The sequence below is a fragment of the Candidatus Galacturonatibacter soehngenii genome (genome assembly GCF_008830185.1).
Taxonomy (GTDB): Bacteria; Bacillota; Clostridia; order Lachnospirales; family Lachnospiraceae; genus Lachnotalea; species Lachnotalea soehngenii.
On record NZ_WAGX01000005.1, the window covers coordinates 1455609 to 1472101 of the forward strand.

The window sequence follows — 16493 nt, forward strand, 5'->3', positions numbered from 1 at the left end:
CTATTTATCTATTCAAATAAGTCATATAAATGTTGTAAACTAAGCATTTTATCATCAATATAATAATCCGCATTAGGCTTTCCAAACTTTAGCTCATGATATTTGACTCCCCAGCTTTTCATTTGCGCCTTGGTTACTTCTTCCCAATCTTTTCCTGTTACATAGCCTCTCGCCGTAAAAAGAACAATTGTATTCCCATATTCATATAATTTATTAATGATACGAATCATTTGGTCGTTTGGCTCAGAAAGAGCATAGTCTAAGTCTGGCTGTAATTTCGCAATTACTCCATCAATATCAAACACAAAAGTTTTGTTCCCCTCTATCATCTTTAAATATTCTTCAGCTTTTTGGAACTCTTCTTCGGTATCAATGTCAAAATTGTGATCCATCTCATACCCGACTATATAATCACCAGACATAGAGTTCTTTTTCGTTATTACTGATGTTCGAATCACATCAATGCACGCATTTTGATAGTACACAACTGGTAATTGTTGACGCGGCATATTATAACATTCCTTTATCTCTTTCATAATGGGAACTAATCTTCCATCCAAGTCCTTATGCCACATCTTATATGCAACTTCTTTTGCCTTTGCAATGCAACGAATGGAATCAATTGACTCATCTGCAAGCATTTGCTCAATTATATTATCAATGTCTTCTACGTTACGAATCGGATAAGTCGGTCTTAATTGAACTACTAAATCAGGCACATATCCTTCTTTTTCTTCCAGGTACAAAAGGGCATGCTGGAATACTTCTAGGTCAAGTGAATGATCCATCGATATTTCGGCTGGTCTTATGAAAGGTGTTTCGGCACCATAAGTCCTTGCGATTTCTGCGTATTTTTCGCTATCGGTACTAACAATAACTCTATTAATATATCTTGAAGCTTTTGCATGTTCAATGGAATAAGCCAGCATAGGTTTTTTATTCATCATTCGAATGTTTTTATCTTTCACACTTTTCGAACCACTTCTGGCAGGAATAATAGCTAGTACCTTACACATAATTACCCTCATTTCACAATCTAATCTATTATAAAACTTAAAACTTTGGTTTAATTATACTACAAATCTACATAATATTATATATTATTTATATATTTCGGCATGATACAAAAAAATCTTAGAAATTACGACAAAATTTTTATGCAAAAAGAAGGAAGTTTCATCCATAAAAAAAGATTGTCACATCAAAATGACAACCCCTTTATCATACTACTAATATGTTAAAGTTTGCATACTATCACAAACTGTTTATTCTCACAAAAATATAGTTTTCTATTGTATGAGCATATACTTTATACCCTTTTTGAAGCATTAGCTCAATTAACGCTTCATCCTGATTTGTACATTCGCACATTATTATATCAACTGGGTATTTTGTCGCATCAAAGGTAGAAAGAATTTGATAATCTAGTCCTTCTACATCGATATCAATTATTTGCGGATAGGTATCAAAGTTTTCTTCTATCACTGTATTGATACTCTCTAGTGCAACTCTTTCTTTGGTATATTCAAATCCAAGTTTTCTTCTGTGCTCTGCAACTTCTTCAACAAATGTATTAAGTCCAGGCACTTTTGAAAAGTTATAATAATATAACTCACCTTTTTCGCTTGAAACCCCAATCTTTAACAAAGTATCCTTACTTCTGTACTTCTCAATTAATGAATGAAACTCTGGGTTTGGTTCTACTAATACTCCTTTATACCCCAATTCATAAAAAAGAAACGTATTATTACGCATAATTGGATGGCAAACCCCAATATCTAAGTAATTTACCTTATCAAGTCCTAGTCTCGTTATTAATTCAAGAAGTATAATATCATCCGCATTCTTTCCATTCCATATAGGTAGTAATCGATTGACAACTTCTATTTCTAACAGATTATAAATAATTGTATCTGCATTTACATTTAATTCTTTTATTGTTTCTTTTATCTCTTTTTCGTAAATAGTATAAATTACAATTAGAATTCTTCCTTTTAGTTCCTTGAGTCGTTCTGGTTTACAAATTTCTATCCCTTCGTATTTCGTATTTAAATTATCTCCTCTTCCATCCACAATAAAATCCATCGAAAAATAATTTTGATTATAATTTCGTTTTAATAGTGTGCCAGTTCCCCATCCTACAATAAAATCATAATTGCTGCTAATCTCTTTTAATGCTGTTCTCTTTAAGTACTTCATAAAGTCTCCTTATTAATTAATTTATTTTAAACGTTTAAAACAAAAACACAAAAGCACTATACGGTTTCATCGCAAATCCCACCGAATACTCTCTTCCATCACATGAAATATTCTCTGCTTTAAAGCTTTTTGTTACTTTTTCTTGCGTACCACCAAACTGTACTTCATTGCTGTTAAGAATTAACCTCAAATTCTTTTTAAAAGGAATCCCAACTCTGTAGTCTTTCCACTCCACAGGTGTAAAATTGCACACGAACAAAAGATTATTTTTGCCCGTATTCGACCAACGAATGAAACTAAATATACTTCGGTCGCAGTCATTGGCATTTATCCATTCAAAGCCTCCCGCTTCACAATCTCTTTCATACATGGCAGGGTATTTTTTATATAGCTTTTGGAGTTCCTTGCAATACAGTTGCAGTTGAAAATGCGAATCTTCTTTTAGCAAATGCCAATCCAAAGCTTTTTTTTCGCTCCACTCACTAATTTGACCAAATTCCTGTCCCATAAACAAAAGTTTTTTACCTGGATGTCCCATCATAAATGTGTAAGCAGTTCTAACATTTGCAAATTTTTCATGGTAATCGCCTGGCATCTTGCTTAATACAGAGCGTTTTAAGTGAACGACCTCATCGTGTGACAACACAAGTATATAATTTTCACTGTATGCATAGGTCATGGCAAATGTCATCAAATGGTGTGCACCTTTTTTAAATAATGGGTCTAGTTTGATGTATTCCAAAAAGTCATTCATCCACCCCATATTCCACTTAAAGGTAAACCCTAATCCATCCTCTTGTATCTTTCCTGTTACCTTTGGCCAAGCAGTTGATTCTTCTGCAATCATCATCGTTCCATGATTTCTACCAAGCACCACTGAATTGAGATGTTTAAAAAACTCGATTGCCTCCAAATTCTTGTTACCGCCATATTGGTTCGCAATCCATTCTCCATCCTTTTTCCCATAGTCAAGATAAAGCATAGACGCCACTGCATCTACTCGCAACCCATCAATATGAAACTGCTCAATCCAATACAAAGCATTTGCAATCAAAAAATTTCTAACTTCATTTTTACCATAATCAAATACCTTCGTACCCCAGTCAGGATGTTCTCCCTTTTTAGGGTCGGCATATTCATAAAGGGGTTCTCCGTCAAAATTAGCAAGTCCATGCTCATCCTTTGGAAAATGAGCTGGTACCCAATCAAGAATTACCCCAATCTTATTCTTATGAAGATAATTAATCATATACATAAAATCCGCTGGCGTTCCATACCTTGCAGTAGGTGCATAATACCCCGTAACTTGATATCCCCATGAACCATCAAAAGGATGCTCTGCAATTCCCATTAGTTCAACATGAGTATAACCCATTTCTTTTACGTAATCTGCCAGTTCATGGGCCATTTCTTTGTAATTATAAAATCCATCTTCATCGTCTTCATTATATTCATGCCTTTTAAAAGAACCTAAGTGCACTTCATATATAGACAATGCTTCTTTTTTCATGTCCTTTGTTTCTCTCTTTTTAAGCCATTCTTTATCTCCCCAAGTAAAATGATTCAGACTTGTAATCACAGATGCATTACTTGGACGAAGCTGCGCGTAATTTGCAAAGGGATCCGCCTTATATAACAACTCATCTTCTTTTGTTGTGATAAGGAATTTATACATCTGTCCTTCGCACGCACCTTCAACAAAAGCTTCATAGAATCCAAGCGGTTCCAAGCGGTTCATTTGATGTATTCTTGCGTTCCAGTTATTAAACTCTCCTACCACACTGACTTCTTTGGCATGAGGCGCCCATACAGCAAAATATACTCCCTTTTTATCATCTAATGTAGCTACGTGCGCACCAAGCTTTTTATATATCTCATAGTGTGTACCCTCGCCAAAATAATACTGATCTAGCTCGCCAAGCTGTATTTGATTCCCTAATTCGTCTATTATCATACTGTATCGCCCCTTTTTGGCTATTTTATTGATACTAAAACTTATGAATTACCCTCTAGAATCTTATTTAAATGTTTTATACTTTAGCACTTTCTTTTTTATTTCATTTGTATTGTCTTGATTGTACCAATCGCTATAAAAGATGTCAATGTATGTACATAATTAATTGTATTGAATTCTATGATTTTACAAAAAGTCCGTATCATCTTATTTCAAATGATACGGACTAAATAAAAGCTATATTCCATTTATTTTTACCATAAAAACAACACTTTTATGCTTCTTTTTTCTTAGTAGACACATCAAAGATAACCGCTGCAAGTAACACAAGTCCTTTTACCACTTTTTGATAGTTGGCATCAACTCCCATGATGTTCATTCCAAGGTTAATAACACCCATTAAAGTTGCACCAATGATAACACCTGGTACTGTTCCGATTCCTCCGTATGCAGATGCACCGCCAATAAAACAAGAACCAATCGCATCCATTTCATAGTTTGTTCCCGCTGTTGGGTTTGCAGAATTTAATCGAGCAATGGTAATCATTCCTGCAACAGAAGCTAAAAATGCCATGTTCAAATACGCTTTAAAATACACCATGTTTGTATTGATACCTGATAGCTTAGTAGCTTTTTCATTTCCACCAACTGCATAAAAGTATCTTCCTGTTGTTGTTTTTGAAGTAATATAAGAATAAATCAAAATCGTAACCACTACCCAAATTAGAACCGTAGGAATTCCTTTGTGCTGGGATAGCTTAAAGCTAAAAGCAAGAATTGCAATACATATAACAACTGTTTTTCCTATCATATTACCAACTGGTTCCATTTGATATCCTTTTTTGGCTCTATCATTTCTACTTTTAATTTGCAACACAGCATAAATGATACAAGTTAAGATACCAACCAGCATACAGGTAATGTTAAATCCATTTCCACCAAAGATATCTGGGACATATGTATTAAATAGATTTAAATAAGAATTTGGCATAGGTGCTATCGTCAGACCGTTTAGTATGACATTGGACAATCCTCGAAACACAAACATACCTGCAAGTGTTACAATAAATGGGGGAATTCGTTTGAATGCAATCCAATATCCTTGCCACGCCCCAATAACAAGACCTACTACAAGCATAACCACAATTGCAAGTAACACTGGAACTTTTTGATTTACCATTAATGTTCCACCAATGGCACCAACAAAGCAAACCACTGACCCAACCGAAAGATCAATATTACCACCTGTTAAAATACAAAGAAGCATACCTGTAGCCAATACAAACACATAAGCATTCTGTGCTATTAGGTTGTTCACATTTGCTGGAAGGAGCATTTTTCCTCCTGTTCCTATTGAAAATAAGATAAATACTAAGATTAATACCAAAACCATGGTATATTTTTTTAATATTCCTTTTATTTTATCCATCGTCTTACTCTCCCTTACTTGATTTCACAATTCGTGCCATAATTCGTTCCTGGCTAGCCTCCGCTGCATCCAATTCACCTACAATTCTACCTTCATTCATAACATATATTCTGTCACACATTCCAAGAACCTCTGGAAGCTCTGAAGATATCATGATAACTGATTTTCCTGCTGCAACAAGGTTGTTAATGATACAATAAATCTCATATTTCGCACCAACATCAATTCCTCTTGTGGGTTCATCAAGAATTAAAATGTCTGGGTCAGCAAACATCCATTTTGCCAACAATACCTTTTGCTGATTCCCACCACTTAAGTTTCCCACATTTTGCTCTACCGTTGGGCATTTTGTATTTAATTTTTCTTTATATTCTACTGCTACATTATATTCTTTATCTGTATCAATAATTGTGTGATTACTAACTTCCTTTAGGTTTGCAAGTGTCGTATTGATTTTTATTGGGTTTGAAAGTATAAGCCCATTTCCTTTTCTATCTTCTGTTACATAAGCTAATTTTTTATCTATGGCGTCTTTTACACTATGTAATGTAACCAATTCCCCATTTATTTTTAAGGTTCCAGAAATATTTGTACCATAGCTTTTTCCAAAAATACTCATTGCAAGTTCAGTTCTTCCAGCTCCCATAAGCCCTGATATACCAACCACTTCACCTTTTTTAACATGAAAGGATACCTTATCAACCACTTTTCTTTCTGTATATTGCGGATGATATACTGTCCAGTCAGTTACCTCCATGTTAACTGACCCAATCTTGTGTTCCTGACGCTTTGGGAAACGATCTGTTAAATCTCTTCCTACCATACCTTTGATGATTCTATCCTCTGTAATGTTATCTTTTGCTTTGTCTAAAGTTTCTATAGTAGAACCATCTCGAATGATTGTAATTTTATCTGCCACGTATGAGATTTCATTTAATTTATGAGAAATAATAATGGATGTCATTCCATTTTTCTTAAATTCCAATAACAAATCTAACAGTGCTTTTGAATCGGTCTCATTTAGAGACGCGGTTGGCTCATCCAATATTAATAATTTTGCATTTTTAGCAAGTGCTTTTGCAATTTCTACTAGCTGCTGTTTTCCAACACCAATATCTTTTATAAGTGTTCTAGAGGACTCTGACAGCCCTACCTGTCTTAACAGTTCATCTGATTTACCATATGTTTCGTTCCAGTCAATGGAGGTTTTTTTCCCTCTCTCATTTCCTAAAAAAATATTTTCACCAATTGTCATATGAGGAACCAATGCAAGCTCCTGATGAATGATAACAATTCCTTTTTCTTCACTATCTTTAATCTTTGTAAATTTACAAATTTCGCCATTATAAGTAATATCACCCTCATAAGAGCCAAATGGATAGATACCGCTTAAGACGTTCATCAAAGTAGATTTTCCAGCACCGTTTTCGCCCACTAAAGCGTGTATTTCTCCTTCTTCAACCTTAAGATTTACATTGTCAAGTGCTTTTACACCTGGGAAAGTCTTGGTTATATTCTTCATTTCCAACAATATCTTAGCCAAAATAGATCCCTCCAATACTTCTTAAGGGTTGCTACCTCAATAGCAACCCATATATGTTTAGCCTTACTCTAGGTCAGACTCTTTGTAGTAACCAGAGTCAATCAACAATTCTTTATAATTATCAATAAAAGCAAAAACAGGTTCGCAAAGATAACTTGGAATGATTCCTGTACCATTATCATAAGATTTTGTATCGTTAACTGGAGCTTCTCCACCCTTCATGATTGCATCAACCATTTTAACTACCTGTGCTGCCAAATCACGCGTATCTTTAAAGATTGACATTGATTGTTTTCCTGCTTTCATATTCTTTATATTGGCGATATCACAATCTTGACCAGTGATAACAGGCCATTTACCTGTGTAGTTAGCTTCTAATGCATTTTCAACACCAAGTGCAGTAGAGTCATTGGAGCAAAGAACGACATCCAAATCAGTTCCGTCTGCGTAATAAGAACTAAGAATTGCTTCCATTCTTGATTGTGCAGTTTCGGTTGACCAGTTTGCAGTAGCTACGTCTGCAAAGTCTTTTGAACCAGATTTTACAACTAACTTACCTGACTCAATATAAGGATTTAAAACATCCATTGCGCCGCCATAGAAAAAGTTTGCATTGTTATCTCCTGGATCACCTGTAAATATTTCTAGATTAAAAGGTCCTTCTGCTGTTTCAAGATTAAGTGCCCCTACTATGTATTCACCTTGTTTCGTTCCAACCATATAATTATCAAAGGTTGCATAATAGCTTACTGCATCTGAGTTCATAATCAAACGATCATATGCAATGACTTTAATTCCTGCATCCTTAGCTGCCTGAAGTGGTGTGCCAAGTGAATTTCCATCAATACTTGCAACAACTAATAAATCACAGCCATTTGAAATCATATTTTCAATCTGAGATACCTGTGTTGCAACATCATTACTTGCATATTGTAAATCAACCTGATATCCTGCATCTTCCAATAGCTTTTTCATGTTTTCGCCATCTTGATTCCATCTTTGTAAATCTTTCGTAGGCATGGCTACTCCTACTAATCCCCCTTCTGATGAAGTGTCTTTTGCTGTATCTGTGGTTTGTGCTTCATCCTTCGTTGTATCTGTGGTTTCGGTAGTGGCTTTTTCCTCTGTAGAAGATGTCTGAGTTGTTCCACTTCCACATCCAGCGAGCATCAATGTTGTCATGGCGCTCGCAAGCATTAAGCTGAGTAATCTTTTTTTCATATAGCGTAAACCTCCCTGTAATAAATAATTGTTTTTAACTTGGAATACCCTTCATTCCAGTTATGTTATTTGCTACACTTAAACTATACCATTTTCCCTCTAGCACTTATTTGTCACCTTCTATATATTTTTATCTGGACATAACAAAATGAAAGCCAAATTAAAAAAAGGAATAGCACATTTTTAATTTGTGCTATTCCATCTTAAATTACTCCTGATTTTCTTATTCTTCTGGGACATTTAAGTAAACATCTTCTCTTAGATGAAAGCCCGAATCAATGATTACTTCGTCCATATTTTTCGCTGTTACTGCAATTGGTTCTAATTTAATATAAGAAACCTCATATTTGTTATCATGAATGGTGTCCGTTACTTCTATTTCTTCTCCCTTTGCAAGCATCACTGCATATTTTGCAGTGGCCTTAGCCAAGTTTTCAACTGGTTTATATACCGTCATAAGCTGAACTCCTTCTACAATTCTTTGACAAGCATCCAAATCTGCGTCCTGCCCCACCACTGGAACAGTTCCAGCAAGCCTTCTTTCTGAAAGATACCTAACAGCCTGACCTGCCAAACTATCATTTCCGCACATGATGCCTCCTATCTTAACTGCAATCTGATAGTTGTCACTTAAATAAGAATATGCAAGCTCCGCCTTCCAACCATCGGCGTTCATAATATTGGCAACTTTGATTCCCCTGTTATCCATTACTTTATAAAAGCCTTTTTCAACAAAAGCAACATTCGTATCCGTCGTAGGACCACAAAGCATTAAAATCTCCTTGTTTTTATCAAGTTTACTAACGAGTGCCTCTGCCATAAGCTCGCCTACTTTTTCATTATCAAACGATATATAAAGATCAACATTTGCTTCTGATATTAATCTGTCATAGGCAACTACTTTAATACCCGCCTTTTTTGCTTCCTTTACAACATCCGTTATTTCTTTTGAATCAATTGCAATAATAACAATTACATCCACTTGTTTGTCAATAAAATATTTTATTTGAGAAACCTGCGTTTCAAGGCTTCCATTTGCATTTTGAACATTTACTTCTGCTCCTAATTCTTTTGCCGTTGTTACAAATACATCTCGATCTCGCTGCCATCTTTCTATTACAAAGGAATCAAAGCACATACCAATTTCTATTTTATCATCCTTTACATTATAACTTTGTATATTTGCATTTTTACTACATCCCGAAAGCATTAGAATCACACATACAAATGCGACGTAAGCCACAGCCTTTTTCATACTTTTAGCCCCTTCCCCTCCTTGTATTCAGTTGGTGAAATTCCGATATTTTTTTTAAATATCCTGCTAAAATAATTAGGGTCTAAATATCCGATTTTACCGCATATTTCCTTCATACTCATGTCTGTATTCTGCAAGAGCTCTTTTGCACATTTTAATCTTATGTTTGTTAGATATTCTATAAAATTTTCTCCCGTTTCTTCTTTGAATAATTTACTAAAATAATAGGGACTGATATTTACTTCTTTTGATACTTCGTCTAAGGATATGTCTTTATGATAATACTTTTCTATGTATTCTTTTGCTTTATCAATTACGCTACTTGAGGATTCTTCTTTTTTTACTTTCACATTCCTGCAAGCTGCAAAGATTTTTTCCATAAACCAGCCACGAAAATCCTCTTTTTCCTTCATTTGATACAATACCGAAAGATAATCGCTTCTTGATCTGAATTCGTATATCATACCCCCACTTTCATAGGCTATTTGCTCTGCTCGTAATACAAATTCCAACGATTTTAACTTGATATCATCTTCAAATTCGCCATATTGTTCTACCATCCACTCAAAAAACTGGTTGGCTGCTTCATTACAATTTGTAATATCTCCACGGGTTACCGCTTCAAAGAGCCTTTGTTCTAATTCAACTGGATAATCCTTTTCATATCCACATCCAATTGGTAAATCCTCCACATGCGCAACCCTTCCCGTAGTACTAATCAATGCATTTAATGCCTCACTATATGATTTTGAGGCCTCATTGATATTTCTAACTTTACCTATACCAATTCGAAACTGTAAATCAAGCCTGTTTTTAAGCTTTCTAGACAATTGCCGTGCTCTCTCAATTAGTTCTATCCTTACCTCATAATCCATATTTTTTTCATTACAAGGCATCAAAACAGCAATTTTATTTGCCATAACAGGACCAATGATACCAGGAAAAAATTCTTTTATATACTCTCTAATATCTCGGTAACTTGATTGTATTCGAATTCCGCTTCCAATTGCATTGGTCATTCGATTATTTTCTTGGTTTTCTCCACAGACAAAGGAAATCATATAACCATAATCCACTAAAACCCCTAACAATTGTTTATAATTCTCAATGTCCTCTTCAAAATGCTCTTGAAATAGGATTGAATAAATAAATCCACTTTCAATGACTGGAACTACATTTTCTAGCTTTTCTCTAATCAACAAATCATTTCTTCGTCGATTTCTTTCTTTATCAACAATCTCCATAGCATGCTTTAAAATAGTAACGATTTTATCCTGCATAATAGGCTTATTAATATATTCCATAACCCCAAGATTGATAGATTCTTTCGCATAATCAAATTTATCATAAGCACTAATTACAATAAAAATAATAGAAGAATTGTTCTTACGAATCTCTTTCATTGCATCAATACCGTTAATACCAGGCATTTGAATATCTATAAAAGCAATGTCAGGCAAAAAAGTCTCCGATAACTCAATTACATTTCTTCCAGTTTTCGCAAACTCGACAATACATTTACCTTCAAAGTTCTTCTCAATAATAAATTTCAAAGCATCAATTACAATTCCTTCATCATCTGCTAACATAATTTTGTACATTTGATTTTTCCCCCTCTATCGGAACATAAATAGCAACTTCGGTACCCATGTCTTTTCCAACACTCGTTATCTCTATTACATCTTGACAAGAAAAAAACAAACGAAGTCGATTTATTACGTTATCCAGTCCAACACCATTTGAATCCTTTGAAATGTCTTTGTCCTTTAGCCTATGATTCATTATTTTTTCAATAAGTTCTTTACTCATACCTATCCCGTTATCTCTTATACTAATACATACGTGATTATCTTCTCGAAATACCAATAACTCAATAACACCCTCCCATTCAATATTTCGAATACCATAATTAATGCTATTTTCAATAATGGGCTGTAGAATCATACTCGGAATCTTTAAATCCAAATAGGTTTCATCTATCTTTTTTACAAATTTAATTTCTCCTGAAAACCTTACATTTAATATGTATATATAGCTATCAACTAATTCTATTTCTTCTCTTAAGGTCACACATTCTTTATTATTTTGCACGTTATAACGAAAAAATTCAGCCATGTGTTGAATGTATAAATAGGTTCGATCTGCTCCCTCAAGCATCGCAAGTTGTGCACCTGCATTTAACGTATTGAATAAAAAATGCGGATTAATTTGCGCTTGCAGATAGCGAAGTCTTGCATCCTTTAGATGATTTTCCATAATCAATGCTTTTTCTTTCATAGAGCTTTGCAGCTCTATATTCTTTTTTATTTGCTCGATATAAACTTGAATGCTTAATACCATTTGATTAAATGCTTTGGTTACAACTCCAATTTCATCTTTTGATTCCACTTTTACTAATTCAATATCAAATTGTCCCTTTGCAACCTGATCTGCTGCTTCTGCCAACTTAATAATTGGGTTTATCATTTCTCTGGTAAATAGTAAAATTAAAATAATATTTGCAATGGCGATTACGATTAAAATTCCAGTATTTATGACTTCCGAATATTTAAGAGAGGATAGCAACAATTGATAATTTTTTGTATTTTCTTTAAATTGTTCGTTGTTAAGACTATAGATATATGTATTAATATAGTCATAGATAATAGCTGCCTGCTCATAGGATACTCTATACTTTTCTACATTTCTTCCTCTTTTATACTCAATTGTTTTATCTGTAACCTCAAGATAATTAAGTGACATATTCTTAATATTTTTCTCAATAATTTTACTATCATCGTTTACTATTTGCTCATTGAGTCCACCAATTAAACGTATGTATTTATCTTCATTTTTATAGTATGATTCCATAGCATCTGAGCTTTTTGTATTCAAATACTCACTCATGGATTCTTGCACCTGTTTTAACACAGATTGTAGTTCATTTAAATTTACATTACTAATATAGACCTTATCTATTTCTGAAATCATTTTATTCATGTTTTGATTCATTATCATGTTTACTGCAAGCAAAATACAGGACGTAAACAAAAATACTGCAATCAATTTGGTTTGTATGGAAAATCTAATATCTATTTTCTTATTTGGTTGTTTCCTCATCATAAATTAGATACTCCCCAACATTCTCACTGGTAATAAGATTAATGTTTGCCGACACATATTCACTGACATGCCCTGTATTATTATATTCATTTAAAGTATCGATACAATATTTTCCAAGCTCGTTGTAATCAATTGATATGGTTGAGTTAATCACTTCTCTGTCGATTGCAGTTAAAATAGTATCGGATGTATAGCAGCCAATAATATCTACCTCTCCAACCTTGTTATAATCAACTGCTGCTTGATAAGCACTTGTTGTACTTACCTCATCCAAACAAATCATAATATCAGGAATAGAATTTTCATTCATAAAGATATCTCTGACTGTTTCTTCTGTTCCAAAGGTACTTTTGTTGTTTATTGCCAGTGCCGTTAAATGATATTGATCTTCTTTCGTACTATCTTTCATTAAAGTATCACGAATTCCAGCATAGATTATATTATGTATCGTATTATTGGTATTTGAATTCATAAGTACTAAAATATCCATCTCTTTTTCTTTTGCTATTTTTAGTACCTGCTCCCCATATACCTGTCCCATATTATAGCTATTGACCCCAACAAAGCTTTGTCTCTCACTGGTGGTGCAATCCGATAAGATTGTGATTACGGGAATTTGTTTTTGGACAGCGGTATTAATCAAATCCGACAATGACTTACTGTCATCGCCCTCAATAATGACTCCATCAACTTTAGATTGAATTGCAATCTCTAATAATTGGGCTTTCGTATAATTAACTGCAAGATTCTTTCCTGATTGCTCCAAAAAAATATTATATTTCTCACCCTCTGCTTTCGCACTTTTATACACAGCATCCCAGAACGTATCTGTCTTATCATCAACTATAAATGCATAATGTTTATTGTAAGGTTTGTATTCAACCGTATCGTATTGTTTTACATTAAGGGAATTTTTTAAATAGACAATACTGGTTCCTGTTAACACGATAATAATCATCAAAAAAATGACCAAAACCCACACCATGGTTTTGTTAGATAATAAATTTTTGCTTTTCATATATTCCCTCACACCGATTCATTCCAACTATGCATTGTTTCTATTATAATCTATAATTTCTCGTCTATATTATACAATATTTACACTCCTATATCTATAGTTTTTATTTTTAGTATATAAATCAAGATATAAACTCAATATATTTGGTTGTTTTTATGTATTTTTAGTATCTTCTAACTTCAATATTTTTTTGTAACGTTTAAAAAAAGCTATTGCCTCTTCAAAGACAATAGCTTTTACTTTACATTATATTTTCAAAATCTTCTTCCAATAAAATAACTCGTTTTTCTTCATCATATCTTCTTTTCATAATGATGTCTTTAAGCTTTTTAAGCTTCTTTTTATTTGACTGTACAATCGCTTTGTCAACAATCTCCTTTACTTGATCTATCGTTAACGCTTCCTCATCCTTTTGAATGTTGCCAAGACAAGTATACAACGCTAAGATAGCCATATCATCAATGGTATACATTAATGTTTTGGCATAATCTTTTCCAAACTCGACTAATTCGTCATTGTTGTATTCTGGTAATTCAACTTGATTGGTAACTCGATTTGCAAAGTCTGTATCTTTGCTCAAAAGTGCCTTAATACCCGATTTGGTATCTTCTAAGATTAGCAGTATTTCTTCATTTGCCTCTCGAATTGCACTCATCATACCTTTAATTGTTTTTTCCGTCAGGTTTCCAGCCTTTTCAATAATCAAGACTCCGCCTTCCATCTTATTCGTCAGCTGTTTAATGTCCTTTATATTTAGGGTATTTGCAGATATTTTTGCAACTTTAGCACTTTTTTTATGTTGTGCTATTTGGATTTCTTTTGCAATTTCCATGGCAAGTGTTGTTTTTCCCGTTTTTTCATTGCCAAGTACCGCAATATAACCAACATCAAAAGGAATTCCTGCACTACTTGATTCATTTATTGAATCAAAAATAGCATTTAAAGACTTCTCTACACCTCGAACAGATAAAAATGCTGCAAATGCTTCCTTTTGTTCCTTTGTTAATCCGCTACTTTCAGCAATTACTTGCTTTTTCTCTTCTTCTTGATATTCATTCGAGGTCGTGTCAAGTTCATCTGCAAGAATAGCTTCAATATTTGCAGATAGATTGGAGGTATCATCTGCTTCCTCTTCTATTACAGCTTCTGGTTGCTCTTCTTTTGTATTCTCTTTTGTGTCTTCTAAGCTTATGTTACTATCTTCGGTTATGTTATCAGGAGTAGCTTCATCTAATTCTTTTACTTCTTTAATTTCTGCTTCTTTGACATCTGCTTCAAGAGGTAACTCTTCTTCAGAATTTAAATCTTCTAGCGCTTCTAGCTCTTTTGAAATATCAATCATATCCGTATGATAGCGAATCTCTTCTTCTTGCAATTCCTTTAAGCTAAGATCACTTTCTCTCCCCTTTTCAAGGGAAGCTGCTACTTGTGCTAAAGCTTCATCTTCTTCCAAAAAGCTAGCTTCAATTGCGGCAGCAATTTCTTGTCCATTTGCCTTCATCTCTTCTTCTGAAATAATAAGAGATAACTTTGACATGATATTTTCAGCCTTTTGAAGCGCTTTACTTTTTGCTTCATTAAGTCGTTTTAGCTCTGCCTCTTTGATAGCAAGTTCAGCCGCCGATTTCATTCTATCCCATTCTTTTAATACATCTTCAATCTTAATTTGCCCTGTGATTTGTTTTTCTAATATATTCGCTTCCGGCATATATAAACTGATTTGTCCATCTCTTTCTTCTGCTAGTACTTTATCAAAAGATGACTTTTTTTCTTCATTCTCATTCACTGCAACAGGTATTTCTACCTGCAAATTTTCTTGAAAAATTTCGTTTTTTTCAAGTTCTTCATCAAAATTAATATCAAGAATCTGACTATCTTCCACTAGTTTTCTAATATTTTCCATAGTGGAGTCTACCGCTTCTTTTTCGGTAGCACTCATAATCTGTTCCATGCTTTTTGCAAGTTCTGCCTGCAAATTAATGGTATCGTATTTACCTAAATTAACTGGCTTAATTGTAATATCATTGGGATCTACTTCATCAGAGAACATATCTTCTGTAATAACCTGAATTTTTGAAGAATCAATCATATCTTGTACTTCCATTGATTCTTCGTCCTCCTCGTCATAATAGGAGGTTACCTCTTCTTTTATATCAAACCGATGATCATATTTTTCTTGTTGTTCAGGTGTCAAAGGTCGATAAAGCATCTTTAGCTCCATAGCCTTTTCGACAAATTTTCCTTCACTAAACCATAAAATGATTTCATCGCATTCTTCTACACATTTTGAACCCATTCCAGCTTCATGATACAGATGAGCCAGTTCATATGCCCACTCCTCATGATATTCTTTTTCTTTGAACGCTTCCATGATAGGGATTAACTCTTCTGGACTAGCACCTTTGGCTTTATAAATTTTATATTTTAGTATATCTGCTGCTATATCTCCAGGTGATAAATGTACAAATTCTCTATAATAATCAATGGCTTCTTCGTAATCTTCCATTTTAATTGCAAGTTCAGCTAATTTATATACCATCATCCTGCCAATTGGCGAACGATCATAAGCCATCAATAATAATTCATGGCTCTCTTCATACTTCGCATTTTTTTCATAGATATCACTTACCGTGCATAGCATAGAAACGTTTTTAACTCTTCTCCAGTCTATTGTATCAGCAAGCTTCATAGCAGATATATAATCTCCTTCATTTACAAGCTTTTTAATCTGATCTGCCTTTATTCTGTATTCATACTTGTCCATTGCTCATT

General features: G+C 33.8%; 11 protein-coding genes. All 11 read right to left on the reverse strand.

Annotated features, from left to right (window positions below):
* Nucleotides 1-8 precede the first annotated feature (8 nt).
* Nucleotides 9-1016, reverse strand: a complete 1008-nt coding sequence (locus F7O84_RS14110; protein WP_192451763.1) for a cytidylyltransferase domain-containing protein — start codon at nucleotides 1014-1016, stop codon at nucleotides 9-11.
* Between the two features lie 238 nt (nucleotides 1017-1254).
* A complete protein-coding gene (locus tag F7O84_RS14115) occupies nucleotides 1255-2199 on the reverse strand; it encodes an FkbM family methyltransferase (protein WP_151146461.1) in 945 nt (314 codons plus the stop codon).
* Nucleotides 2200-2233: 34 nt separating this feature from the next.
* The gene (gene glgB / locus F7O84_RS14120; protein ID WP_151146464.1) at nucleotides 2234-4153 is read right to left on the reverse strand and encodes a 1,4-alpha-glucan branching protein GlgB; all 1920 of its coding nucleotides are present in this window, start codon (nucleotides 4151-4153) and stop codon (nucleotides 2234-2236) included.
* A gap of 274 nt (nucleotides 4154-4427) precedes the next feature.
* On the reverse strand, nucleotides 4428-5582 hold the full coding sequence (gene mmsB / locus F7O84_RS14125) for a multiple monosaccharide ABC transporter permease (protein ID WP_151146467.1): 1155 nt from the start codon (nucleotides 5580-5582) through the stop codon (nucleotides 4428-4430).
* 4 nt (nucleotides 5583-5586) lie between these two features.
* Nucleotides 5587-7125 carry a multiple monosaccharide ABC transporter ATP-binding protein gene (gene mmsA, locus F7O84_RS14130; protein ID WP_151146471.1) on the reverse strand — a complete coding sequence of 513 codons (1539 nt, stop codon included), beginning with the start codon at nucleotides 7123-7125 and terminating at the stop codon, nucleotides 5587-5589.
* Between the two features lie 63 nt (nucleotides 7126-7188).
* Nucleotides 7189-8346 carry a multiple monosaccharide ABC transporter substrate-binding protein gene (gene chvE, locus F7O84_RS14135; RefSeq protein ID WP_151146473.1) on the reverse strand — a complete coding sequence of 386 codons (1158 nt, stop codon included), beginning with the start codon at nucleotides 8344-8346 and terminating at the stop codon, nucleotides 7189-7191.
* Nucleotides 8347-8569: 223 nt separating this feature from the next.
* Nucleotides 8570-9601, reverse strand: coding sequence for a substrate-binding domain-containing protein (locus F7O84_RS14140; protein ID WP_151146476.1), 1032 nt, complete (start codon nucleotides 9599-9601; stop codon nucleotides 8570-8572).
* Nucleotides 9598-11202, reverse strand: a complete 1605-nt coding sequence (locus F7O84_RS14145) for a helix-turn-helix domain-containing protein (protein WP_151146478.1) — start codon at nucleotides 11200-11202, stop codon at nucleotides 9598-9600. The genes F7O84_RS14140 and F7O84_RS14145 overlap by 4 nt, the downstream gene beginning before the upstream one ends.
* Nucleotides 11177-12703, reverse strand: a complete 1527-nt coding sequence (locus tag F7O84_RS14150; RefSeq protein ID WP_243140894.1) for a sensor histidine kinase — start codon at nucleotides 12701-12703, stop codon at nucleotides 11177-11179. The genes F7O84_RS14145 and F7O84_RS14150 overlap by 26 nt, the downstream gene beginning before the upstream one ends.
* The gene (locus F7O84_RS14155; protein ID WP_151146481.1) at nucleotides 12681-13721 is read right to left on the reverse strand and encodes a sugar ABC transporter substrate-binding protein; all 1041 of its coding nucleotides are present in this window, start codon (nucleotides 13719-13721) and stop codon (nucleotides 12681-12683) included. Before F7O84_RS14155 ends, F7O84_RS14150 begins: the two co-directional genes overlap by 23 nt.
* 241 nt (nucleotides 13722-13962) lie before the next feature.
* Nucleotides 13963-16485 (reverse strand): hypothetical protein, encoded by a 2523-nt coding sequence (locus tag F7O84_RS14160; RefSeq protein WP_151146484.1) that lies wholly within the window; start codon nucleotides 16483-16485, stop codon nucleotides 13963-13965.
* Between the last annotated feature and the right edge of the window lie 8 nt (nucleotides 16486-16493).